Source organism: Falsiroseomonas sp., from assembly GCF_030695085.1.
Taxonomy (GTDB): domain Bacteria; phylum Pseudomonadota; class Alphaproteobacteria; order Acetobacterales; family Acetobacteraceae; genus Falsiroseomonas.
The window spans coordinates 1-22,502 of the sequence record NZ_JAUYTS010000144.1 but is presented as its reverse complement, the minus strand read 5'-3'; the positions used below and the strand labels follow the sequence as shown (position 1 = coordinate 22,502).

The following is a 22,502-nucleotide window of genomic DNA, read 5'->3' as shown; positions in this document are numbered from 1 at the left end:
CGACGGTGGCGCGCGGCGCCAGCACGCCGCCGCCGGGCCAGGCCGGGGCGCCGGCGGGCGCATCCAGCCGGGCGAGGCGAGCCGCATCCAGCCGCATCAGGCTGATCGAGCAGCCGGGCATTTCCAGCGCCGTCATGAAATTGCCGGCCCAGCCGCGCGGCACCTCGATGCCCCGCGCCCGCAGCCCGGCCAGCGCGGCGCGCGCCACCACGGACAGCTCCATCGGTGGCGTGCCGCCCAGCCCGTTCACCAGAAGCGCCACCTGGTCGCCTTCGCCAAGCCCCGCATCGGTCACCAGCGTATCCAGGATGGTTCCGATGATGGCATCCGCCGGCGCCATCGGCGCGCGGCGCACGCCCTGTTCGCCATGGATGCCGAGGCCGAGTTCCATCTCGTCCTCGCCCAATGCGAAGCCCGGCACGCCGGCCGCCGGCACGGTGCAGGCGCCGAGTGCCACGCCCATCGTCACCACGGCGCCAGCGGCCGCCTCGGCCTCTGCCAGCACGGCGTCGAGATCCAGCCCGGCCCCCGCGGCGGCGCCCGCCACCTTGTGCACCAGCACCGTGCCGGCGATGCCGCGGCGGCGCTCCGGCGCTACCGTTTCATGCAAGGCCGCGTCATCGGCGACCACGACCACGCGGGTCGGGATGCCCTCCGCCGTGGCCAGCGCGGCGGCGAGGCCGAAATTCAGCCGGTCCCCCGTGTAGTTCTTCACCACCAGCAGCGCACCGCGCGGCCCGGCGGCGGCGCGGATGCCGGCCAGCACCGCATCGACGGAGGGCGAGGTGAAGACATCCCCGGCAATGGCGCCGGCCAGCATCCCCGGCCCGACATAGCCCGCATGCGCCGGCTCATGCCCCGCCCCGCCGCCGGACAGCACCGCGACGGGGCGCTGCGCCGGCACAGGCAATTCGGCGCGCACGACCACATCCTCGGCATCCAGCAGCGCCAGGCCGGGGTTGAGGTCCACCAGGCCTTCCAGCATTTCGCGCACCACGCGGCGCGGATCATTCACCAGCTTCTTCATGGCGTTCCCCTTCGTTGGCGCAGGATCGGCGTGGCGCGCCCGGGCGTCAAACGCCTCAGCGTTCCCGCAGCGCCTCCGCCTGGCGGATCGCGGCGAGCAGATCGGCACGGCCGCCGGCCAACTGCCGGGCCTGGCCGAGCCAGCGCGCCGCATCCGCCTCGCCACGCTCCGCGGCACCCCGTCCGGCGCGGAGATAGGCATCCGCCGCCGCCGCCGGGTCGCCGAGCCGTTCCAGCGCTGCGCCCTGCAAGGCCAGCGCCCGCGACAGGCCGCGATAATCCAGTGAATCGCGGCGCAGATCGGCCGCTGTCGCGGCATGCACCCGCGCACCCGCCGCGTCGCCGCGCAGCAGCGCCGCCGCGCCTTCCAGCTCCACCGCATCGGCGCGGTAGGCCGCCTGCTCCGGCGCGCCGATCGCGGCCCGCGCGGCCACCACGCCCGCCAGGTCGCCGCGCCCGGCGGCCAGCAGGCCGAGCAGGAAATGCGCCCGCAGCGCGGCCTCCGCATTCTCCGCGCCACGGCTGGCGACGAAGCGGGCCAGCCGGTCCGCCTCCGTCATCCGGCCAAGCCGGAACAGCGCCGTCGCCTCCGCCAGCAGCAGCCCGGCGGAGGCGCCGCGGCCGCGCCGGGCCAACTCCGCCCGCACCTCCTGCGCCGCCGCCAGCGCCGCGGGGGCATCGCCCCGCGCCAGGGCCGAGGTCGCCTGGCCGAAGCCCATGGCGTCGATCGCCACCGGGTCGTCGCGTTCCCGCGCGCGGGCCAGCGCCTGCGCGTAAAGCCGCCCGGCGACCACCGGCTGGTCCTGGTTCAGCGCATCCCGCGCGCTGCCCGCCGCACGGTCCAGCACGCCATCCCGCGGCGGGCCTTCCGGTGCGGCGCGGCCGCCACAGGCGGAAAGCAGCAGCAAGGCCAGCAAGGCCACTCTCACGGGCGCAACCGCTCCACCATCGGGCGCGGCACGGCGCCGGCGGAGATGCTGCGCTCCGCCGCGCTGCCACCACCGCCACCCAGCAGCCAGTGACGGCGAAGCTGCGCCAGCAGCAGTTCCATCTGCCGCGCGGCTTCCTGCGCCTGGATCATCACCGCCGGCAGACTGTCCGTGCCATCGCGGATGTTCGCGGTGGCCTGCGGCAGAGCGGGCGTCGCGCGGGCCAGGTCGGCGCTGGCGCGTTCCACCTGCGCCAGCACGCGTTCCGCCCGCGCCACCAGCCCGGGCAGCGTGCCGGGGCCACGGCCGTTCGACAGCCCGGCGGTGAGCTGGCGCACCTCCTGGCTCGCGGCCTCGATATTCTCCATCACCGCGGCAGCGCGAGCGGTGGCGGCCTCGGCCTGGCGGATCAGCGTGTCGTCCGACAGCAACCGGCCCACCGTGCCCTCGCCACGTTCCAGCCGCTGCGTCGCGGCGGAGAAGGCGGCGGTGCCGGTGCGAAGCTCATCCAGGATGGGGAAGACGCGCTGCTGCAATTCATCCAGCAGCGTGCCCAGGGTTTCCGTCGGCGCGCGTTCGCTGGTGGCGCGGATCCAGGCGCGGTCCCAGTTCAACTCCTCCCCCCGCCCGCGCTGGATATCGAGGTAGGCGGGGCCCGCCACGCCGAAGCGGCGCCGCACCACGGCGGTGGAATCGCGGCGGATGAAGGGCTTCGCCTGTTCCTCGATGAGGAGTTCGGCGCGGATGCGGCGTTCGGGATCGACGATGATGCGGCGTACGGAGCCGGCGCGGATGCCCAGCACCTCCGCCTCCGCGCCCACGGAAAGCCCGGCCACGCCTTCCTCCGGCAGCAGCACCATCAGCGTGGTGCCGTCGGCGAACCATTCGCGGATCACGCCGCGCTGGAACAGGGCGGCCAGGAACAGCACCAGCGCCAGCAGCACCAGCGCACCGACCCAGCGATCCGTATGGCGCAGCCGAACGCGGTCTTCCTGCGTCACTGAGCCATCGGACATGGTTCGTTTCCTTTCAAGCCGTCTTCCTTCAGCACCCACCATTGGCTGGCGGGAAAGCCTGGCGTGTTCCAGGCGTGGCGGGACCTGGTGGACCACAGCGCCGCAGCGCCCCGCGCGCGCGCCGGTTCCAGCGCCGCCAGCAATGGTTCCGCGAGCATATCGGCCGTCTCCCGGTCCAGCGGGCTTTCCAGCAGGATCAGGTCGGGCGTACCGAGAAAGGCGCGGGCGCAGCCGGCGCGGGACAGATCGGCACGCGACAGCTCCGCCGGATGCACCAGCGGCAACCCCCGCAGGCCGAACAGGCGGCAGAGATCATGGGCCTGGGCGAGCAGATCGGCATCCGGCGTGGCATCATGGTGCCGGCGGGCCAGCAGCATCCCTTCCGCCACCGTCAGATGCGGCAACCAGCCGCCATCGCCGGGGGCGAGGCCGATGCGGCCGCGCAGCGCCTGTGCCGGCTGGCGGGGCAGCGCCGCCCAATCCTGCGCCAGGAAGCGCACCTGGCCGGCGGCCAGCTTCACCAGCCCGGCGCAGATCAGCGCCAGCGCGCGGGCCATGGCAGGGTCATCCGCATGCACCAGCGCGAGATCACCGGGCGCCAGATGCAGCGCCACCGGCCCCTGGATGGGCGATGTCCCAGGCGCCGCGCGCGCCGCCTGCACCTCCAGCACCGCCGTCATGCCGTTGCCACACTGAGCAGCGCGCTGGCCGCCAGGATGCCGAGCAGCCCGCGCACGAAGGCCCTCGGCAACAAATGGGAGGGCGTTTCCGCGCGGGTGGAGGACATGCCGGTGATGGCGGAGACCAGCGCCACCAGCGCGCCGATCACCACCAGCTTCACCGCGAACAGCGCGAATTCCACATTGTCGGTGGCGCCGAACAGGTTGATCAGCAATTCACGCGGCGGTGCCACCACCAGCCCGGTGAGCCAGCCGGTCATGTAGCCCGTCACCAGCGCCACGCCGAGGAAGATCACCCCCAGGGTGAAGCCCGCCAGCGCAAACGCCACCACCCGCGGCAGCACCAGCAGGGTGAAGGGGTCGAGGCCCTGCGCCTCCATCACCTCGAGGTGTCCGCTGGCCTTGACCGCGCCGAATTCCACAACCGTGACGGTGCCGCTGCGCCCGAGCAGGATCAGCCCGGTCAGCACCGGCGTCACCTCCCGCACCAGAACGGTGGCGAGCAGCGTGCCGGTGTAGTCTTCCTGCCCGGCGAAGCTGAGCCAGCGCAAAGTCTGGTGGACGATGCCGAAGCCGATGAGGGTGGCGGTGATGATGACGGTGCCGAAGCCGCCGACAATGGCCTGGCGCAGGCTGCGGCGATATTCGGCGCGCAGGGTGCGGCGCCGCCAGGTGGCCGGGTTCAGCCCCTCCGCCAATACGCCGGCGGCCAGGGCCGCGGTGGCCAGCAGCATCTGCACGCCACGCCGCGCAGGCGCACCGATGGCCTCCAGCACCAGCCAGGGCAGCGCCACGGGCCGTGCCTTTGCCATCGCCCCCTCCCATGCCATTCCGTTTCGGTCAGCGCGGGCGACGGCAAAAAGTTTCCGTCCTGTGGGCACCCGGGCCGCGCTTCCGCGTTGCCGGGCGTGAACGAGGAGTAGCACGATGGCGGGGACGCAGGGCAGGCGGCGCGTGGCGAGCCGGGATGGCGGCGGATGGATGGTGGCCGCGGCGGCGCTGGCGGGCCTGCTGGCACTGGATTCCGCGCTGCGCCGGCCAGGCCCCGCGGCGGTCCGGCGCGGTCCCCATTCTGGTCCCCATCTTGGCCCCCATGCTGGTCGCGACCGACGCCAGGGTCATCCTGCCGGGCGCAGCCCCGAGCCCACCTCCGGCAGGCCGGCGGAGGCGGGTGCGGGTGCGGGCCGCAGCGCCGATGGCCCCTCCCAGATCCCCGCGCGGGGCTGGTGGCAGATCCTCAAGCGCACCGCGTCCCAGGCCAGCGAGGACCGCCTGATGATGGAGGCCGCGGCGGTCACCTTCTACACGCTGCTCGCCCTGTTCCCGGCGCTGGCCTCGCTGGTTTCGATCTATGCGCTGGTCGCCGACCCCGCCACCATCCAGGGCCATCTGAGCGCACTCGGCGGGATCGTGCCGGGCGGCGGCATGGAGATCATCGAGGAACAGGTGCAGCGCGTGGCCAGCACCGCCGGCGGCACCCTGGGCTTCGGCGCCGCGGCCGGCCTGCTGATCTCGCTGTGGTCGTCCAACCAGGCGGCCAAGGCGATGTTCGATGCGCTGAACATCATCTACGAGGAAAGGGAGAAGCGCAGCTTCATCAAGCTGACGCTGACCACCCTGACCTTCACCCTCGGCTTCTTCCTGTTCGCCATCCTGACCATGGTGGCGGTGGTGGCGGTGCCCGTGGTGCTGGGCCTGGTCGGGCTTGGCAGCACGGCGGAGATGCTGCTGTCCTATGGCCGCTGGCCGCTGATGCTGCTGCTGGTCGGGCTGGTGCTGGCCTGCCTGTACCGCTGGGGCCCGAGCCGGGCGGAGGCCAAGTGGCGCTGGGTGAGCTGGGGCAGCGGCTTTGCCGCGGTGGCCTGGCTCGCCGCCTCCGCCGGGTTCTCCTGGTACGTCGCCAATTTCGGCAACTACAACGAGACCTATGGCTCGCTCGGCGCGGTCATCGGCTTCATGACCTGGATCTGGATCTCCGCCATCGTCATCCTGCTCGGCGCGGAGCTGAACGCGGAGATGGAGCACCAGACCGCGCAGGACACCACCACGGCACCGGACCAGGCGCTGGGCCGGCGCGGTGCCGAGATGGCAGATACGGTTGCCTGACCACCCGCGCCCTGGCTACCGGCGCCCCACTACCGGCGCCCCACTACCGGCGCCTGAACCTCAGCGCGCCGCCTTCTGGATGTTCCAGGCGATGATGATGCCCGGCATCGCCAGCACGTTCGAGATGCGCGGCGTGACGGCGGAGGGCAGGTACCACTGGCCGTAGGGCACATAGGGCACCAGGTTGTAGGCGCTGATGTGCAGCTCATCCAGGATGCGCTTCCGTTCCGCGGCGTTGGCGGCGTAGGGGAAGGCATCGATCAAAGCCTGGTGCGCCGCATCGCAGGGCCAACCCGGCCAGGCGCGCTCGCAGCTTGCCTGCATCGGCACATTGCCCACCGGGTCCGAGGCGCCGAGGCCGTTCCAGAAGGTCAGGCCGATATGCCAGCCGCCCTCGCTCGGCGGACGGCGATTGGCGCGGCGCCCGGCCATGGAGGCGAAGTCGGTCGCCTGCACATCCGTGCGGAAACCGACGGACTGCATCTGCTGCGCCAGCACCAGCGTCGCGGTGTGGACGAAGGGATTGTCCGTCGGGTCCATCATCACGATCGGCGTGCCATCGTAATTCGCCTCCCGCAGCAATTGCCGCGCCCGTTCGCGCGCCGCCGGGCTGCCGAGGCCTTCCGGCACGCCGGCATTGGTTTCCTGCGGTGAACCGCAGACGAAGAAGGCGTGGCAGACCTGGTACAGCGCCGGGTCCGGGAACATGCCCTGGAGGATTTCCTCCTGGTTCACCAGCAGCATCAGCGCCTGCCGCACGCGCGGGTCGTTGAAGGGCGGGTGGATGTGGTTCATCCGGATCATGCCCGGCGCGCCGAGCGTGTTGGTGCGGATGATCCGCGCCCCACGCCGCTGCAGCATCGGCAGGAAATCCACGCCAGGGCTTTCGATGTAGTCGATCTCGCCCTGGATCAGCGCCAGCGTCGAGGTCTGTACATTGGCGATGTTCTGCCATTCCACGCGATCGACATGCACCACCTTGCCGCCGGCGGTGCCCGATGCGGGTTCGCTGCGCGGCACGTAGGCGGGGTTGCGGCGATAGACCACCGTGCTGCCCGGCACCCATTCGTCACGCGAGAAGATGAAGGGGCCGCTGCCGATCGTCTCCCGGATCGCGGTGAAGGGATCGGTTGCGGCGATGCGCGCCGGCATGATCGCGGGCATGTTGCCGGCGGGTTTTGACAAGGCATCCAGCATCAGTCCGTAGGGGCGGTTCAGCGTCCAGACCACCGTCTTGCCATCCGCCTGCGGCTCCAGGCCGGTGGTGATGGCGAGGATCTGCCGGCCATGCGGGTCGCGCGCGCCCCAGCGGCGCAGCGACGCCACCACATCCTCCGCCGTCACCGGCGCGCCATCATGGAAGGCCAGGCCGTCGCGTAGGGTGAAGCGCCAGACCAGCGCATCGTCGGAGACGCTGTAGGCGCCGACCATCTGCGGCTGCGGGCGCATCTGCGCGTCGCGGCCGAACAACTGGTCGTAGATCATATGCGCGTGGGACTGCACCACCCCGGCCGTGGTGTTGATCGGGTCCAGCGTCTGCAGATCGGCGTTCGGCACCATGCGCAGGATGCGCTCGGGCGGGATCGTCTGGGTCATGGCCGGCCCGGCCAGCAAGCTCGCGCCGAGGACCAGGGTGGCGAGGCGGGTCAGCATGGGTCGTCCCCCGTGGAATGGTCGCCCGTTATGGACCAGTTGTTACAGATCGGACAAGACCGATGCCGCGACCTCGAAGGGCCGCACCTGCGCATCCTGCCCGGGCCGGGCCACCAGCGCGTGGTTGGCGGCAATCGGCAGCCAGCCGGCATTGCGTTCATCGACCGGCTCCGACACCACCAGCACATTCGCACCCGCGCGGCGCCAGTACAGGGTGGGTGGCTTGTTGTCCGAGGACCAGCGGAAGCAGGTGAGCGTCCGCCCATCGCTATGCGCCGCGGCGAAGCGCAGCGGCTGTGTGCTGCCGGCGGCCTGCATCAGCGCCAGCACCCGCCCCAGGGTGCGGGACAGCGCGCCGATCGGGTCCTCCGCCAGCCCATCCGCGGCGGCGGCCAGGAAGATCGCCTCCGTATCGCCGGTGCCCTGGCGGTGTTCGTAGAGCGCATCCGGGATCAGCGCCTCCATCCGCCGCTTGATGCGGAGGTAGTCGCCGACCTGGCCGTTATGCATGAACATCTGCCGGCCCAGGCCGAAGGGATGGCAGTTGGCGCGGGTGGTGGAGGTGCCGGTGGAAGCGCGGACATGCGCGAAGAACAGCCGCGACCGCACCTGCGAACACAGCGAGCGCAGATTCTCATCCGACCAGGCTGGGCGGATTTCGCGGTACAGCCCCGGCTCCTCCCGCTCACCGTACCAGCCCAGGCCGAAGCCATCGCCATTGGTGGCGGTCTTGCCCTCATCGGCGTGCATCGACTGGTGGATCAGGGAATGCGCCGGCGCGCAGACCAGGTCGGACAGGAAGATGGGTTCGCCGAGATAGGCGAGGAAGCGGCACATGCGGGCGCGATCCGGAGGGGTAGCAACGCCGGAAGTTGCGTCGGTCGCGCGGCCAGGGCAAGCCTGGGCCGCCGCATTGGCACCCTCCGCAGCGCCGCTCTATGCTGGCCGCGATGTCCCGCCCCCGCAGCTTCGACGAGGATGCCGTCATCGAGGCGGCGATGCGCCAGTTCTGGCGCCACGGCTATGCCGGCACCAGCGTGCGCGACCTGGGCGAGGTGATGGGCCTCGGCCAGGCCAGCTTCTACAATGCCTTCGGCGACAAGCGCAGCCTGTTCGCCCGTTGCCTCGACCGCTACCTGGACCAGGGCATGCGCGAGAGGCTGGGACGGCTTGCGGCCACGCTGCCGCCAAGGCAGGCGATCGCGGGACTGCTCGAGGAAATCGTCGCCCGGTCGCTGCGGGACCGCATGGGCTGCCTGCTGGTGAATTCGGCGCTGGAAGTGGCGCCGCATGATCGCGGCGTGGCCGGAGTGGTGGCCGCCCGGCTGGCGGAGCTGGAGGATTTCTTCCGCGCCCGGGTGCTCGCCGGGCAGGCGGATGGCAGCATCAACGCCACACGGGACCCGGATGATCTGGCCCGGATGCTGATGACGCTGCTGCTCGGCCTGCGCGTGCTGTCGCGCGGGCGGCCGGATCGCGCGACGATGCAGGGCGCGGTGCGCCAGGCCCTCGCCCTGCTCGACTGAGATCCGGCCTCGCCGATCAGCCCAGGCCGGTGGCCGGGCGGGTTTCGGGACGCGGCGGCGTGCCCTCGGGCCGGGGCTCATTGGCGGGCTCCGGCGTTTCGGCCAGGGCCTCCTTCGCATTGGCCGCGAGGCTGTGGGCGGCGCCACGCACCGCCTCCCGCGCCTGACCGGCCAAGCCGGCGGCGCTGCCGGCGGCATCACGCGCCTGGTCGGCCTGGCCGCCGACGGTGTCGCGCGCCTTCTCATAGCCTTCCTGCGCGAGCGCGCTGGCCTTGCCCGCCAGTTCGTCCCGCGTCTCGCCCATCATGCGGTCCTCGGCCTCCGTTCCCGGCAGCAGGGCACCGACCGCGGCGCCGAGCGCGATGCCGAGCGCGCCGAGCACCAGCGGCTGCTCCCGCAGCACCCAGCCCGCCGTGCTTTCCGCCTCATCCGCCCAGTGGCCGATCCGGTCCCGCGCGTCGTGCGAATAGCCGGACGCAGCGCGCGAGGCGCGATCGGCGTAGTCGGACGCCATATGCGAGGCCTGGCCGCTGCCGCCGCGCAGGCTGTTCCGGGCCGAACCGGCAGCCTCGCCCAGCCGCTCACCCGCCGCACCGACGGCGCCCGCGGCGCTGCGATAGGCTGAGCTGGCGGCATCCGTGGCGCTGCGGGCGGCGCCGCGCACGGCGTCCGCCGCACCACCGACCGCATCGCCCACGGCCTCGCCGGCACGATCCAGCATGCCGGGCTCCTCACGTTCCCAGCCCGTGCCGGGATAGGTGGCGCCGTAGGGCGCGTCATAGGCGCCACTGCGGCGGCGCGGCGCGGGCCGGCCACCGCCCTGGCTCAGCATCATCCAGCCGATGCCGGCACCGATCAACAGCAGCGGCAGCGGGTTGTCACGCACCGCGGCGCCGAGGTTGCGGGTGAACTCCGCGCCGCCCGAGGTCTTGGCGTAATCCAGCGCCTGCTCGAACAACTGGCCGGGGGAGGCACGATCACGCAGCTCCTCCAGCGTCTCGGTCAGGCCGGCGCGGGTCTGCTCGACCTCCTGCTCGATCTCGGCACTACTGCGCTTGTCGGGATTCGTCGTGCTGCTCATCGAACCTGCTCCTTCGCCACCTGAGCGTCGCGGGACAGCTGCTCGGCCGTCCGTTCAGGCACCAGGTTTGTCGCGTTCAATCTGGAAATGCCGCTGCGGATCAGCGCGTAGCCGATCACCGCCGCGAGGATGGCGACGATGAGCTGAGACCAGCCCACCGGAATGCCGAAATGCACCAGCAGCGAGACCAGTGCGAACAGCAGCAATATCAGCGTGCCGAGCAGCATGCCCGCACCCGCGCCGAGCGGCGTGATGGCGCCGCTGGCATGGCTGATCTTCTCACCGACCTCGGCGCGGGCCAGCCGCACCTCCTGCCGGAACAGGGTGGAGATCTGGCCGATCACGCTGCTGAACAGCTCAGGCACCGATCGGCCGGGCTCGGGGTGGCGTGGGTCCACGCCGTAGGGGTCAGCGGACATTGCCGGCGCCTCCCGCCTTCGGGGTCTCGGGCATGCTGGGCGCGCGGCCACCCGGCCAGGCCGCCGCGCCACCAAGCGAGGCGGCGGCGAGCGTGGTCGGCTTGGCGCCGCCAGCATCATTGGTGGCGGGCGGCGCCCAGCCTGGCGCCTGCGCCGCCGTCTCGGGCCGGACAGACCCACCCATCGGTGCCGCGCCGGTCCGGTGGGCCGTGTGGCTGCGGCGCGAGGCCTCGGCGGAGCTTTTCGCAAAGCGGGCCAGGCCGAAGCCGGCCAGTACGGCGGCGCCGAAGAAGGCGGCCGGCTGGCGCCGCGCCAGGTCCTCGACGCGGCCGAGCAGTTCCGCCGGGCTGCTATCGCGCAGCGTGCGGCCCATGCCCTCGATGGCGGTCGCCGCCTCGTGCACATAGCGCGCCATCACCGGCGACTGCTCGCCCAGCTTGTCGGCGACATCATGCACGGCTTCGGCGAAGCCTTCCGCCCGCTCGGCACCGGCCTTCTGCTGCGCCTCGGCGAAGCTGGCGGCCCGCTGGCGCGCGGCCTCCAACACTTCGGCCCCCTCGGCCTTTACATCGGCGACGGCACCGGCGGCTTCGCCGCGCAGCGATGCAGCGGTTTCCTGCGCCTGCGCCTTGGCTTCCTGCAACACGGCACGGCCATCCTCGGCGGCCTGATGTGCGGGGGCGTGCGGGGTGGGCGTGTGGGGGTTCGGGGGGTCGCGGTCGGGGAAACCGCCCTGTCTCGTATCACTCATCTGGCTGTCCTCGCCTGCTGCTTCGCTCGCCTACGGGCCCTTGCCCGTCACCATGCGCGCCGCGAGTCCAACAGAAGGCGGCCACAACTGTTCCTTGCGCTTGCGGGCCCACCTGCCCCTTTGCCGCGGATTTTTCCCAAATCCGCGACACTGCAAGCGATGGTGATGAGGCCGGTCGCCGAGGGATCAGAACGAGCGGCGGAAGTCGTGCGGCACCACGAAGTCGCGCGCCGCACCGCGCGCCTGGGCCAGCCCCTGCGGAAAGCCGCTGCGGTCACCGGCCCGTGGCGGTGCCTGCGGCAGTGTGCGACGCGGTGCGCGCGCCTGTTCGCGCCCATGCCGCGCCTGCAACGCGCGGTCGGCCAGGATGTCCAGCGCCGCCACGCCGGCCACCATCGCGAGTGCCAGCAGCACATTGTCCCGCTTCGGGTTGCCTGGGCGCAGCGCGGCCATCAGGGTCGCCGCATCCACCGCATCGCCGATGATACGGCTGCGCAGGCCAACGGACGGGTCCACGGACAGCGCCAGCATCCCGGAGGCGACTTCCCGCGCGCCATAGGCCCGCACCAGCCCTTCCTGCCCGCGCAGGCCGAGCGCGCGTGTCACCCGCCGCGGCGCCAGCATCTGCACGACACCAAGACCGATACTGAACCAGCCGATCGCGCGTGCCAGGCGGTCCGCGGCGCCGAGCGAGCCGGGACCGCTGCGCAGGATGCGCGGGTCGCCCTTGCGGCGGGTGGCATTCGCAAGAAGGCTCATGGCTTCAGCACCACCTTGATGCAGCCATCCTGCTTATTGCGGAAGATGTTGTACATTTCCGGTCCCTCCTCCAGCCCCACCGTATGGGTGATGACGAAGGACGGATCGATCTGGCCGTCCTCGATCCGCCGCAGCAGATCATCCGTCCAGCGCTTCACATGGGTCTGGCCGGTGCGGATGGTCAGGCCCTTGTTCATCACCAGGCCGAAGGGCAGCTTGTCCACCAGGCCGGAATAGACACCGGGGACGGACAGGATGCCGGCGGGGCGGCAGACATAGATCATCTCCCGCAGCACATGCGGCCGGTCATTCTCCAGCATCACCACCTGCTTGGCGCGATCGAGCAGCGTATCCGGCTGGCCGAGGCCGACATGGCTTTCCATGCCGACCGCATCGATGCATTTCTCCGGCCCCTTGCCGCCCGTCAGCTCGTTCAGCCGCTCGATCACGCTGTCTTCTTCGAAGTTGATCGTGATGGCGCCACCGGCGGCCGCCATGCCGAGCCGCTCCGGCAGCCGGTCGATCGCGATCACCTGCTTCGCGCCGAGCAGCACGGCGCTGCGGATCGCCATCTGCCCGACCGGGCCGCAGCCCCAGATCGCCACCGTATCCTCAGGCTGGATGTCGCAGGCGACCGCGGCCTGCCAGCCGGTCGGCAGGATGTCGGACAGGAACAGCACCTGCTCATCGCTCAGCCCGTCCGGCACCTTGATATGCGTCTGGTCGGCGAAGGGCACGCGCAGGTATTCCGCCTGGCCGCCGGGATAGCCGCCGGTCAGCGCGCTGTAGCCGAACAGCCCGGCGCCGGCATGACCAAACACCTTGTCGGCCATCGCCTTGTTGCGGTTGCTGGTCTCGCAGACCGAGAAGTTGCCGCGCTTGCACTGGGCGCAGCTGCCGCAATTGATGGTGAAGGGCACCACGATGCGGTCACCCTTCTTCAGGCTGCCCTTCGCGGCGGAGCCGACCTCCACCACCTCCCCCATCGTCTCGTGGCCCATGATGTCGCCGGGCGACATGGCCGGGATCATGTTGTGGAACAGGTGCAGGTCCGAGCCGCAGATCGCACAGCTCGTCACCTTGATGATGGCGTCGCGCGGATCCTCAATGGCGGGATCGCTGACCGTGTCGCAGCGGATATCTTCCTTGCCGTGCCAAACCAGCGCCCGCATCCGCATCACCCTTCTGCCGTCGAGGGCTGAAAGCGCCAGGCGGTGCCGGGTTCGGCACCAAAGCGGTCACGCTGCCGCGCTTTCGGCGGCGCAATCACGCGCCCGGTCGGCGGCCCGGTCGGCGGCATCACGAATCGCCTGCACCACCGCCGCAGGCGCCGCATGGTGAATCATGTGCCCGGCGCCCGGCACCAGGCGCAGCTCGCTGCCCGGAATGTCGTGATGCAACCGGGCGGATTGGCGGCCGACATCGGCAATGCGGTCCTCGGCCCCGGCCAGGATCAGCACCGGCATCCGCACCTCGCCATGGCGGTGGCGCGTGGCCAGGGCGGCGGGAACCATCAGCGCCGTATCGGCGGCAGAGGCACGCAGCTGGGACGGGCGCAGCGCCAGGCCGGTGGGGAAATGCGCGGCGAAGCGGGGCGCCACCGGGCCGGGGGCGAAGATCTTCCGGAACAACAGCGGCGTGATCGCCCAGGCGATCAGGGGCGAGATGGTGTAGCGCAGCACATCGCCCAGAACCGGAATGGCGGGGCCGGAGAAGGCGGGCACATCCATCCGCAGCGTCGGCGTGAAGTAGCCGGACATCAGCACCAGCGCCGCCACCTGATCCGGCCGCTGCAACGCCATCTCCAGCGCCACCAGCGTGCCCCAGCTATGGCCCGCCAGTACCGAACGCTGGATGCCCATGCGGCGCAGCGCGCGGCGCAGCAGCCGGGCCTGGTTCGCGGCAGTCCAAATATGGGCGCGGGGACGGTCGCTGTAGCCGAAGCCCGGGCGGTCGAAGGCAATGACGTGATGGGTCTGGCCGAGTTCGTCCAGGATGCCGCTGAGGGCGAAATCCTCCGCCATCGCGCCATTGCCGTGCAGCAGCACCACGGTCGGCCCGCCATGCGAGGCACCGCGCTCCATGAAGTGCAGGCGCACGCCATCCACGGTCAGGAACCGGCCGCGCGGCGGGTGCCGGGCCTCGTTGCGTTGCGCGATGAGGTGGTTGGCCAGCGCGGCGCCGCCGAGGGCCACCGCCGCGCCGACAATCCAGTTTGCTGCTTTCATGCAGCACCAACGTGCTGCGCCGCAGCAGGTTGCCCCGCTACAGCGCCGGCAGCGGCGACTCGAACAGCCGCACGAAAAGCCGGGTGCGCGGCACCAGGCAGCCAATCTCGATATGCTCCGCGAAGCTGTGCGGCCCACCGCCGATCACGCCCAGCCCATCCAGCGTCGGCACGCCGAGCGCGCCGGTAAAATTGCCGTCCGAGCCGCCACCGGCGACGCGTTCCCCCGCCACCGGGAAAGCGCCATCCGCCGCCAGCGCCCTGGCATGGTCGTACAGCGCCTGGATGGCGGCGGTCTTGCCGAAGGGCGGGCGGGACAGGCCGGGCACCACCTCCAGCGTCACATCCGGGTCCTGCGGCCGCAGCGCGAACAGCGCATCGTGCAATTCGCGCGCCTCCGCCTCCGTGGGGACCAGCGCGTAGCAGATGGCGCGGCATTCGGCGGGCACCATGTTCTCATGCGTCCCGCCGGAGATGGTGCCGATATTGACGTAGAAGTTCCGCGGGTAGTCGGTCAGCGCCTCGATCGCCAGAACCTGGCGCGCCATTTCCCGGATCGCGCTGCGCCCTTCCGCATGGGTGGCGCCGGCATGGGCGGGGCGGCCGATGGTGCGGAGATGATAGCGCGCGATGCCGTGCCGGCCGACGGTCAGCCGCCCGCCCTCGCCGGAGGGTTCCGGCACCAGCACCGCGGCGTGTCGCCGTGCCTCCGCCTCGATGGCGGCGCGGGAGGAGGGGCTGCCGGCCTCCTCATCCGGGATCATCATGAAGCTGACGGGCAGCAGCGGCTTGCGGCCCTGGGCGTGCAGATGCTCCAGCGCCGCCAGCGCCATCGCATTGCCGCCCTTCATGTCATAGATGCCGGGGCCATAGGCGCGGCTGCCTTCCACCCGGAAGGGCAGTTTCCCGGCGAGGGTGCCGACCGGATGCACCGTATCGATATGGCCGAGCAGCAGCAGGCCCGGGCCGGAGCGCTGGCCCGCGATGCGGCCGATCAGGATGTCGCCGAAGCCGTCCCGGCCGGGGGTGCGCTCGATCTCCGCGCCGATCGCGCGCAGCTTCGCCGCCACATGATCGGCCATGCGGTTGACCGCGGCCACATCCTGGGTCGGGCTTTCGATCTCGACCCAGCCGCGCAGCGCGGCCAGCAGGCCCTCGGCGGTTAGCTCCTGCATCTCCCGGTATCCCCCCTGACCATTTCGGCGGCAGCAGACCACTCGGCAGGCGCCTGCGGAACCCACCCGCGGCCGAAAAGCGCCGTTGCGCGCGGCCTCTGGCTCGGGCATACCCGCCGCTCCCGTGGACCGCGCGGGAGAGAGTGGCGAGGGGCCCCCACCGGGTTCCGAAACCACCGCCGAAGGCGCAACCGGCCCCCGGAAACGCTCAGGCAGAAGGGCCGCGCGGGCAGGAGCCGAAGGGCTCGGCGGGACTCTGGAAAGCTCGCACCCCGAACGGGGCGCGGCACCGACGGAGTAAGGCAGCGCCGGGAGGTGGGCCGAATCTCTCAGGTCACCGGACAGAGGGGGGTCACGGAATACCCGGCGCCATTTCGGCGATGGGAAGCCTTTGGGGGCACCGTGGCCGATACCGAATTGCTCGAGACACCCTTGGCAGGCCTGCATCGCGACCTTGGCGGGCGCATGGTGCCCTTCGCCGGCTATGCCATGCCGGTGCAGTACCCGGCCGGGATCATGGCGGAGCATCTGCACACCCGCGCCAGCGCCGGGCTGTTCGACGTCTCCCATATGGGCCAGGCGGAGTTGATCGGCGAAGGCGCCGCGGCGGCGCTGGAAAAGCTGACGCCGGCGGATGTGCAGATCCTCAAGCCCGGCCGGCAGCGCTACGGCGTGCTGATGACGGAGACGGGCGGCATCCTGGATGACTTCATGGTCGCCAATCGCGGCGACCGGCTGTTCCTGGTGCTCAACGCGTCGCGCAAGCATCTGGACATTCCCGCGATCGAGGCGGTGCTGCCCGCGGGCGTGACGCTGCGGCCGCTGCCGGACCGGGCGCTGATCGCGCTGCAGGGGCCGGGCGCCGTGCCTGCCTTGGCCACGCTGGCGCCGGCCATCGCGGCGATGAAATTCATGGACTTCGCCGAGCACACGATTGCCGGCGTGCCCTGCCTGGTCAGCCGCAGCGGCTATACCGGGGAGGATGGCGTGGAAATCTCCATCCCCGCCGAGCAGGCCACGGCGGTGGCCAAGGCGCTGCTGGCGCTGCCGGGCGTGCTGCCCGCGGGCCTCGGCGCGCGCGATTCGCTACGGCTGGAGGCCGGGCTTTGCCTGTACGGCAACGATCTGGACGAGACGACCAGCCCGGTCGAAGCCAACCTGGTCTGGACCATGGGCAAGCGCCGCCGCACGGCCTGGGACTTTCGCGGTGCGGATCGCTGCCGCGACGAACTGGATAACGGCCCGGCGCGTTTGCGTGTCGGCATCCAGCCGGAGGGGCGCCAGCCAGCCCGTGGCCACACGCCGGTGCAGGCCGGTGGCGCCGTGATTGGCGAAATTACCTCCGGCGGCTTCGGCCCCTCCGTCAATGCGCCCATCGCCATGGGCTATGTCGCGCGCGGCGCGGCGGCCGATGGCACGGCCCTTGAACTGATGGTGCGGGGCAAGGCGCTGCCTGCCCGCATCTGCCCCCTGCCCTTCGCCCCCCACCGCTACGCTCGCTGAAAAGGTTCCCGGATAATGGCCGAACTTCGCTTCACCAAAGACCATGAGTGGATCCGGCTGGACGGCGATGTCGCCACCATCGGCATCACCGACCACGCCCAGAATGCGCTCGGCGACGTGGTGTTCGTCGATCTGCCGGAGCCCGGCCGCGACGTGACCGAGGGCGAGGCCTGCGCCGTGGTCGAAAGCGTGAAGGCGGCATCCGACGTCTATGCGCCCGTCGCCGGCAAGGTTGTCGAGACCAACGCCGCGCTGGTCGAGAACCCCTCGCTGATCAACAGCGCGCCGACCGGTGAGGGCTGGTTCTTCAAGATCGGCGGCGTCGAGGCCGCGACGGTCGACGCGCTGATGGATGAGGCCGCCTACGCCGCCTTCGTGGACACCCTCGCATGAACGCCATTGCCGAGCTTTCCGCGCTTGAGGACAAGGGCGAATTCGCGCGCCGCCATATCGGGCCCTCGGAAGCCGAAATCGCCGCCATGCTGAAGGTGGTGGGCGCCGAGAGCCTGGAGGCGCTGGCCGCCCGCACCGTGCCCGCCGATATCCGCAGCAATGCGCCCCTGCCGCTGCCGCCCGCGGCGACGGAGGCCGAGGCGATCGCGGAACTGCGCGCACTCGCGGGGAAGAACCGCGCCGACATCAAGTCGCTGATCGGCATTGGCTACCACGGCACGCTGACACCGCCGGTCATCCTGCGCAACGTGCTGGAGAATCCGGGCTGGTACACGGCCTATACGCCGTATCAGGCCGAGCTCGCCCAGGGCAGGCTGGAGGCGCTGCTGAATTTCCAGACGATGGTGACGGACCTCGCGGGCCTGCCGGTGGCGAATGCCTCGCTGCTCGATGAGGCGACGGCGGCGGCCGAGGCGATGGCGCTGGCGCATGCCGCGACGCGCGGCAAGTCGGACACCATCGTCATCGCCTCCGATGTGCATCCGCAGACCCGCGCCGTGGTGGCCGGGCGCGCGGAGCCGCTGGGTTTCCGGGTGCTGGTCGCGAAGCCGGCCGACATCATCGCCACCGTCAACGCGGAAAAGCCCTTCGCGCTGCTGTTGCAGTACCCCGGCACGACCGGCGAAGTACGCGATCTGACGAAGGAGATCGCCGCGGTACATGGCGGCGGCGGCCTCGCCATCGTCGCGGCCGATCCGCTGTCGCTGGTGTTGCTGAAGCCGCCGGGCGAGATGGGCGCGGATGTCGTCGTCGGCTCCACCCAGCGTTTCGGCGTACCGATGGGCTATGGCGGGCCGCATGCCGGCTACATGGCGGTGAAGGATGCCCATAAGCGGCTGATGCCGGGGCGGCTGGTCGGCGTTTCGCTCGATGCCGCGGGCCATCCGGCGATGCGCCTCGCGCTGCAGACGCGCGAACAGCACATCCGGCGCGAGAAGGCGACGAGCAACATCTGCACCGCGCAGGTGCTGCTGGCGGTGATGGCCAGCATGTATGCCGTGTGGCATGGGCCGGAGGGGCTGGCCCGCATCGCCAGGCGCGTGGCCCTGCAGGCGCGGCTGCTGGCCGGTGCGGCGAAGCGCGCCGGCTTCACGCTGCGCCATCGCGACATCTTCGACACCATCTGCATCGAGGCCGGCGGCAAGGCGGAGGCGCTGATCGCCGGCGCCCTGAAGCGCGGCTTCAATCTCGCACGCCACGACAATGGCGGTGTCGGCATCGCGCTCGATGAGACGGTAACTCGGGAGAATCTGCTGGCGCTGCTGGATACGATCGCGGAGGCCGCCGGCCAGGCCGCGCCGCAGATCGACAGCATCGATCCGGAAGGCGGCATCCCCGCCTCGCTGGCCCGCACCAGCGCCGTGCTGACGGCGGAGGTGTTCCGCAGCCATCACGCCGAACACGCGATGCTGCGCTATTTGAAGCGGCTGGAGGACAAGGACGTCGCGCTGAACCGCAGCATGATCCCGCTCGGGTCCTGCACGATGAAGCTGAATGCGACGGCCGAGATGATCCCCGTGACCTTCCCCGGTTTCGGCAACATCCATCCCTTCGTGCCGGTCGATCAGGCCAGCGGCTATATCGAGATGATCCGGCGGCTGGAATCCTGGCTCTGCGCCGTCACCGGCTTCGCCGCCGTGTCGTTGCAGCCGAATGCCGGCAGCGCGGGCGAATATGCCGGGCTGCTCGCGATCCGCGGCTGGCATCGCGCGCGCGGCGACATGGCGCGCGACATCTGCCTGATCCCGTCCTCCGCCCATGGCACCAACCCGGCCTCCGCCGTGATGGCGGGCATGAAGGTTGTGGTGGTGGGCTGCGACCGGGACGGCAATGTCGATCTGGATGATCTGCGCGCCAAGGCGGACCAGTATGCGGACCGCCTTGCCGCGCTGATGGTCACCTACCCATCCACGCATGGCGTGTTCGAGGAAGCGATCCGTGAGATCTGCGCCCTGATCCATGCGAAGGGTGGGCAGGTCTACATGGACGGCGCCAACATGAACGCGCAGGTCGGCCTCACCTCGCCCGCCCTGATCGGCGCGGATGTGTGCCACCTGAACCTGCACAAGACTTTCTGCATCCCGCATGGCGGCGGCGGCCCTGGCGTCGGCCCGATCGGCGTCGCGGCGCATCTGGCACCCTATCTGCCGGCGCATCCGATGCTCGCGGAAGCAGGTCCCCAGGCGACCAGCCACGGGCCGGTGGCGGCCGCGCCCTTCGGCAGCGCGTCGATCCTGCCGATCTCCTACGCCTATATCCGCATGATGGGGCCGGATGGGCTGAAGCGGGCGACGGAGGTCGCGATCCTCAACGCCAACTACATGGCGGTGAAGCTCGCGGAGCATTTCCCGGTGCTGTATCGCGGCCGCCAGGGCATGGTGGCGCATGAATGCATCCTGGATTGCCGCGGCTTCCAGCAGAATGGCGGCGCCTCGGTCGAGGATATCGCCAAGCGCCTGCAGGATTACGGCTTCCACGCGCCCACCATGTCCTGGCCGGTGACCGGCACGCTGATGGTGGAGCCGACCGAGTCCGAGACGATGGGCGAGCTGGACCGCTTCATCTCGGCCATGGTCTCGATCCGCGGCGAAATCCGCGCGATCGAGCAGGGTCGCATGGACCGTGCCGACAACCCGCTGAAGAACGCGCCGCACACGGCGGCGGAGGTGATGGCCAGCGACTGGTCGCACCCCTACACCCGCGAACAGGCCGCCTTCCCGCTGCCCTATGTGGCGCGCCAGAAATACTGGCCGCCGGTGAAGCGGGTGGACAATGTGCATGGCGACCGCAACCTGGTCTGCACCTGCGCGCCGCTCGAAGCCTATGCGCAGGCGGCCGAGTAGGTGCAGGCGCTGTTCGCCACGGGCGGGATTGTCGGCGCGCTGCTGAAGGCGCGCCGCGAAACCGTGGCGGTGGCCGAAAGCTCCGCCGGCGGGCTGGTTTCAGCCAGCCTGCTCGCGGTGCCCGGAGCCAGCGCGTATTTTCTCGGCGGTGCCGTGGTCTATACGGCCACCGCACGGGAACAGCTGCTGGGCATCACCCGGGCCGATATGGCCGGGATGCGATCCTCCTCCGAGCCCTACGCCCTGCTGCTGGCACGCACCCTGCGCGTGCGCTTCGGCACGGTCTGGGGCATCGCGGAGACGGGTGCGTCCGGCCCCACGGGCAACAGCTATGGCGATGCGGCGGGGCATAGCTGCCTCGCCATCTCCGGCCCGGTGGAGCGTGTGGTGACGCTGGAGACCGGGCATGGCGATCGCGCGGCCAATATGCAGGCCTTCAGCCTGGCGCTGCTCGGCCTGTTCGAGAAGACACTTTCCGAGCCATAGGCGTCACGGCTTCCCACATCCTAGGATATGCCCGAGCCGGGCCAGGACCCGGGCGAGGGGGAAAGTCATGACCAAATGGGGAGCCGCGATGCTCGCGGCCTGTCTCGGCCTGGGCACCGCCGCCCAGGCGCAGCCTGTCACGCTGGAGCGCTTCGGTTCCTTCCATGTCGGCGGGCGACAGGTGGAATTGTCGGGCCGGCCGGTGCGCGAGTACCTGCCGACCGCGGGCAGCGTGCCGCTGCGCATCGACCCCAACGGTGTCCACATGGTGGGGCAGATGTATGCCCGCTTCATGGTGCCCGCCCCGCAACGCGGCACGGCGCCGCTGATGCTGTGGCACGGCGCCTACCTCACCGGCGTCACCTGGGAAACCACGCCGGATGGCCGGCCGGGCTGGGACGAATTCTTCCTGCGCCGCGGCTGGGCCACCTATGTGACGGATGCGGTGGAGCGCGGCCGCAGCGGTGCGGCCATGGTGCCCGAGATCTACGCCCCGCCGCTGCATCTGCCGGCGCAGAACCCGTGGGAGCGGTTTCGCATCGGCACCGGCGCCGGGTCCTACGCCACGCGCAGCGTCCTGCCAGGCAACCAGTTCCCGACCGAGCCGGAGCACTACCTGGCCTTCACGCGCCAGGTGGTCGCCCGCTACCTCGGCACCGATGACGATGTGATTGCCGCCTACATCGCGCTGCTGGAGCGTGTCGGCCCGTCGGTGGTGATCGCGCACAGCCAGGGCGGCGCCTTGGCCTGGCAGGTGGCGCAGCGGCGTCCCGAGCTGTTCCGTGCCCTGGTGCTGATCGAGCCTGCCGGCATCGGTGCGGTGGCGGAGGCTGCGAAGCTGAAGGATGTGCCGCAATTGATGGTCTATGGGGATTACGTCGACCAGGATCCGCGCTGGTCGGTCATCCGCCGCAATGCCCGCGCCTTCGCCGCCGCGATCGAGGCAGCCGGCGGCACGGTGGAGGATGTGGATCTGCCGAGCCGCGGCATCCCCGGCAACAGCCACATGCTGATGATGGATCGCAACAGCGACCAGGTGGCCGCGCTGGTGCAGGATTGGCTGGCGGCGAAGGGGCTGTGGCGGTAGCAGCCCATGCGCCGGAGGATCAGGCCGGAATCGGCACCCGGGCGGCGAGCGGGTCGATCAGGCTCTCGATCTGCGCCGATTCGGCCCATTCCAGCCCCACCGTCACCACCGTCACGCGGGACCGGAACTGCGCCGGGATGCGGACAAAATCCTTCTTGGTGGTGACAAGCTGGGCGCGGGCGGCATCCGCCTGCGCCAGCAGGTCCTGGATCTCGGCCGCATCGTATTGGTAGTGGTCGCCGAATGCCTCCCGCCCCGCCAGCACGGCGCCGGCTTCCTGCAGGGTGGCGAAGAATTTGCGCGGGTTGGCAATGCCGCAGAAGGCAAAGACCGGCTGGCCACGTAGCATCAACGCCTCCGGCCCCGGCACCAGCCGGGCGCGCAGCACGGGCAGGCCGGGGGGCAGCAGGTCCAGCGCGCCGGTCTCATCCTCCCCGATCAGCACGGCGGCCTGGCACCGGGCCGCGGCGGCGGCCACCGGTTCGCGTAAGGGGCCGGCCGGGATGACGCGGTTGTTGCCGAAGCCGAAGCTGCCATCGATCACCAGCAGCGACAGATCCTTGGCCAGGCCAGGATTCTGCAGCCCGTCATCCATGACGATGGCGCGCGCATTGGCGGCCACGGCGGCCTGCGCGCCGGCGGCGCGGTCGGCGCAGACCCAGGTGGGGCGTACCTCGGCCAGCAGCAGCGCCTCATCGCCCACCATGGTGCTGTCATGCGTCGCGGGGTCGACGCGCACCGGCCCCTTCAGCGTGCCGCCATAGCCGCTCAGCAGGAAATGC

At 70.9% G+C, this 22,502-nt stretch carries 22 protein-coding genes and 2 riboswitches; of the genes, 7 read left to right on the top strand and 15 right to left on the bottom strand.

The window, feature by feature from the left end; genetic code table 11:
* From Q8S40_RS15615 to Q8S40_RS15595, 5 genes are all read right to left on the bottom strand, one after another.
* The coding region (locus Q8S40_RS15615; RefSeq protein WP_305671114.1) for a dihydroxyacetone kinase subunit DhaK at positions 1 to 1,027 on the bottom strand (1,027 nt) is incomplete at its 3' end.
* A 55-nt stretch (positions 1,028 to 1,082) separates the two neighbouring features.
* Positions 1,083 to 1,955, bottom strand: coding sequence for a hypothetical protein (locus tag Q8S40_RS15610; protein WP_305671113.1), 873 nt, complete (start codon positions 1,953 to 1,955; stop codon positions 1,083 to 1,085).
* Entirely contained in the window at positions 1,952 to 2,971 is a 1,020-nt protein-coding gene (locus Q8S40_RS15605) for an MlaD family protein (protein WP_305671112.1), read from the bottom strand. Before Q8S40_RS15605 ends, Q8S40_RS15610 begins: the two co-directional genes overlap by 4 nt.
* A complete protein-coding gene (locus Q8S40_RS15600; RefSeq protein WP_304814909.1) occupies positions 2,953 to 3,651 on the bottom strand; it encodes an ABC transporter ATP-binding protein in 699 nt (232 codons plus the stop codon). The genes Q8S40_RS15605 and Q8S40_RS15600 overlap by 19 nt, the downstream gene beginning before the upstream one ends.
* Positions 3,648 to 4,463, bottom strand: coding sequence for an ABC transporter permease (locus Q8S40_RS15595; protein ID WP_304814911.1), 816 nt, complete (start codon positions 4,461 to 4,463; stop codon positions 3,648 to 3,650). The genes Q8S40_RS15600 and Q8S40_RS15595 overlap by 4 nt, the downstream gene beginning before the upstream one ends.
* Before the next feature lie 115 nt (positions 4,464 to 4,578).
* On the opposite strand from Q8S40_RS15595, the gene Q8S40_RS15590 reads away from it, so the two are divergent.
* The gene (locus Q8S40_RS15590) at positions 4,579 to 5,757 is read left to right on the top strand and encodes a YihY/virulence factor BrkB family protein (protein ID WP_371136842.1); all 1,179 of its coding nucleotides are present in this window, start codon (positions 4,579 to 4,581) and stop codon (positions 5,755 to 5,757) included.
* 60 nt (positions 5,758 to 5,817) lie between these two features.
* Here the strand turns inward: Q8S40_RS15590 and Q8S40_RS15585 are convergent, their stop codons facing one another.
* Both Q8S40_RS15585 and Q8S40_RS15580 read right to left on the bottom strand, forming a co-directional pair.
* Entirely contained in the window at positions 5,818 to 7,410 is a 1,593-nt protein-coding gene (locus Q8S40_RS15585; RefSeq protein ID WP_305671111.1) for an ABC transporter substrate-binding protein, read from the bottom strand.
* A gap of 42 nt (positions 7,411 to 7,452) precedes the next feature.
* On the bottom strand, positions 7,453 to 8,247 hold the full coding sequence (locus Q8S40_RS15580; RefSeq protein ID WP_305671110.1) for a class II glutamine amidotransferase: 795 nt from the start codon (positions 8,245 to 8,247) through the stop codon (positions 7,453 to 7,455).
* A 113-nt stretch (positions 8,248 to 8,360) separates the two neighbouring features.
* Here Q8S40_RS15580 and Q8S40_RS15575 point away from each other — a divergent pair, with 113 nt between their 5' ends.
* Positions 8,361 to 8,936, top strand: coding sequence for a TetR/AcrR family transcriptional regulator (locus Q8S40_RS15575; protein ID WP_305671109.1), 576 nt, complete (start codon positions 8,361 to 8,363; stop codon positions 8,934 to 8,936).
* 16 nt (positions 8,937 to 8,952) lie between these two features.
* Here Q8S40_RS15575 and Q8S40_RS15570 read toward each other — a convergent pair whose 3' ends face one another.
* The 7 genes from Q8S40_RS15570 to Q8S40_RS15540 all read right to left on the bottom strand — a co-directional run bounded on the left by Q8S40_RS15570 (position 8,953) and on the right by Q8S40_RS15540 (position 15,348).
* The gene (locus tag Q8S40_RS15570; RefSeq protein WP_305671108.1) at positions 8,953 to 10,017 is read right to left on the bottom strand and encodes a DUF3618 domain-containing protein; all 1,065 of its coding nucleotides are present in this window, start codon (positions 10,015 to 10,017) and stop codon (positions 8,953 to 8,955) included.
* Complete coding sequence (locus tag Q8S40_RS15565; protein WP_304814920.1) at positions 10,014 to 10,436, bottom strand: phage holin family protein; 423 nt, start codon at positions 10,434 to 10,436, stop codon at positions 10,014 to 10,016. Before Q8S40_RS15565 ends, Q8S40_RS15570 begins: the two co-directional genes overlap by 4 nt.
* Entirely contained in the window at positions 10,426 to 11,187 is a 762-nt protein-coding gene (locus tag Q8S40_RS15560; protein WP_305671107.1) for a hypothetical protein, read from the bottom strand. Before Q8S40_RS15560 ends, Q8S40_RS15565 begins: the two co-directional genes overlap by 11 nt.
* Positions 11,188 to 11,373: 186 nt before the next feature.
* Complete coding sequence (locus Q8S40_RS15555) at positions 11,374 to 11,946, bottom strand: hypothetical protein (protein WP_304814923.1); 573 nt, start codon at positions 11,944 to 11,946, stop codon at positions 11,374 to 11,376.
* Positions 11,943 to 13,118: a zinc-dependent alcohol dehydrogenase gene (locus Q8S40_RS15550; RefSeq protein WP_304814925.1), complete on the bottom strand. Its 1,176-nt coding sequence runs from the start codon at positions 13,116 to 13,118 to the stop codon at positions 11,943 to 11,945. Before Q8S40_RS15550 ends, Q8S40_RS15555 begins: the two co-directional genes overlap by 4 nt.
* A 66-nt stretch (positions 13,119 to 13,184) precedes the next feature.
* Positions 13,185 to 14,174: an alpha/beta fold hydrolase gene (locus Q8S40_RS15545; RefSeq protein ID WP_304814927.1), complete on the bottom strand. Its 990-nt coding sequence runs from the start codon at positions 14,172 to 14,174 to the stop codon at positions 13,185 to 13,187.
* Positions 14,175 to 14,211: 37 nt separating this feature from the next.
* Complete coding sequence (locus Q8S40_RS15540; protein WP_305671106.1) at positions 14,212 to 15,348, bottom strand: M20 family metallopeptidase; 1,137 nt, start codon at positions 15,346 to 15,348, stop codon at positions 14,212 to 14,214.
* Positions 15,349 to 15,472: 124 nt separating this feature from the next.
* Positions 15,473 to 15,582: riboswitch (glycine riboswitch) on the top strand.
* Between the two features lie 12 nt (positions 15,583 to 15,594).
* A riboswitch (glycine riboswitch) is annotated at positions 15,595 to 15,703 on the top strand.
* 47 nt (positions 15,704 to 15,750) lie between these two features.
* On the opposite strand from Q8S40_RS15540, the gene gcvT reads away from it, so the two are divergent.
* The 5 genes from gcvT (at position 15,751) to Q8S40_RS15515 (ending at position 21,720) form a co-directional block, all read left to right on the top strand.
* Positions 15,751 to 16,851: a glycine cleavage system aminomethyltransferase GcvT gene (gene gcvT, locus Q8S40_RS15535; protein ID WP_305671105.1), complete on the top strand. Its 1,101-nt coding sequence runs from the start codon at positions 15,751 to 15,753 to the stop codon at positions 16,849 to 16,851.
* Positions 16,852 to 16,866: 15 nt separating this feature from the next.
* A complete protein-coding gene (gene gcvH / locus Q8S40_RS15530; RefSeq protein ID WP_305671104.1) occupies positions 16,867 to 17,244 on the top strand; it encodes a glycine cleavage system protein GcvH in 378 nt (125 codons plus the stop codon).
* Positions 17,241 to 20,147, top strand: a complete 2,907-nt coding sequence (gene gcvP / locus Q8S40_RS15525) for an aminomethyl-transferring glycine dehydrogenase (RefSeq protein WP_305671103.1) — start codon at positions 17,241 to 17,243, stop codon at positions 20,145 to 20,147. The genes gcvH and gcvP overlap by 4 nt, the downstream gene beginning before the upstream one ends.
* Positions 20,148 to 20,633, top strand: a complete 486-nt coding sequence (locus Q8S40_RS15520) for a CinA family protein (RefSeq protein WP_305671102.1) — start codon at positions 20,148 to 20,150, stop codon at positions 20,631 to 20,633.
* Between the two features lie 67 nt (positions 20,634 to 20,700).
* Positions 20,701 to 21,720 carry an alpha/beta fold hydrolase gene (locus Q8S40_RS15515; protein ID WP_305671101.1) on the top strand — a complete coding sequence of 340 codons (1,020 nt, stop codon included), beginning with the start codon at positions 20,701 to 20,703 and terminating at the stop codon, positions 21,718 to 21,720.
* A gap of 19 nt (positions 21,721 to 21,739) precedes the next feature.
* Here the strand turns inward: Q8S40_RS15515 and lpxK are convergent.
* The coding region (gene lpxK / locus Q8S40_RS15510; protein ID WP_305671100.1) for a tetraacyldisaccharide 4'-kinase at positions 21,740 to 22,502 on the bottom strand (763 nt) is incomplete at its 5' end.

Coding starts and splice junctions, on each gene's coding strand:
- Q8S40_RS15605 (WP_305671112.1), bottom strand. CDS start 2,971: ATGTCCGATGGCTCAGTGACGCAGGAAGACCGCGTTCGGCTGCGCCAT.
- Q8S40_RS15600 (WP_304814909.1), bottom strand. CDS start 3,651: ATGACGGCGGTGCTGGAGGTGCAGGCGGCGCGCGCGGCGCCTGGGACA.
- Q8S40_RS15595 (WP_304814911.1), bottom strand. CDS start 4,463: ATGGCAAAGGCACGGCCCGTGGCGCTGCCCTGGCTGGTGCTGGAGGCC.
- Q8S40_RS15590 (WP_371136842.1), top strand. CDS start 4,579: ATGGCGGGGACGCAGGGCAGGCGGCGCGTGGCGAGCCGGGATGGCGGC.
- Q8S40_RS15585 (WP_305671111.1), bottom strand. CDS start 7,410: ATGCTGACCCGCCTCGCCACCCTGGTCCTCGGCGCGAGCTTGCTGGCC.
- Q8S40_RS15580 (WP_305671110.1), bottom strand. CDS start 8,247: ATGTGCCGCTTCCTCGCCTATCTCGGCGAACCCATCTTCCTGTCCGAC.
- Q8S40_RS15575 (WP_305671109.1), top strand. CDS start 8,361: ATGTCCCGCCCCCGCAGCTTCGACGAGGATGCCGTCATCGAGGCGGCG.
- Q8S40_RS15570 (WP_305671108.1), bottom strand. CDS start 10,017: ATGAGCAGCACGACGAATCCCGACAAGCGCAGTAGTGCCGAGATCGAG.
- Q8S40_RS15565 (WP_304814920.1), bottom strand. CDS start 10,436: ATGTCCGCTGACCCCTACGGCGTGGACCCACGCCACCCCGAGCCCGGC.
- Q8S40_RS15560 (WP_305671107.1), bottom strand. CDS start 11,187: ATGAGTGATACGAGACAGGGCGGTTTCCCCGACCGCGACCCCCCGAAC.
- Q8S40_RS15555 (WP_304814923.1), bottom strand. CDS start 11,946: ATGAGCCTTCTTGCGAATGCCACCCGCCGCAAGGGCGACCCGCGCATC.
- Q8S40_RS15550 (WP_304814925.1), bottom strand. CDS start 13,118: ATGCGGGCGCTGGTTTGGCACGGCAAGGAAGATATCCGCTGCGACACG.
- Q8S40_RS15545 (WP_304814927.1), bottom strand. CDS start 14,174: ATGAAAGCAGCAAACTGGATTGTCGGCGCGGCGGTGGCCCTCGGCGGC.
- Q8S40_RS15540 (WP_305671106.1), bottom strand. CDS start 15,348: ATGCAGGAGCTAACCGCCGAGGGCCTGCTGGCCGCGCTGCGCGGCTGG.
- gcvH (WP_305671104.1), top strand. CDS start 16,867: ATGGCCGAACTTCGCTTCACCAAAGACCATGAGTGGATCCGGCTGGAC.
- gcvP (WP_305671103.1), top strand. CDS start 17,241: ATGAACGCCATTGCCGAGCTTTCCGCGCTTGAGGACAAGGGCGAATTC.
- Q8S40_RS15515 (WP_305671101.1), top strand. CDS start 20,701: ATGACCAAATGGGGAGCCGCGATGCTCGCGGCCTGTCTCGGCCTGGGC.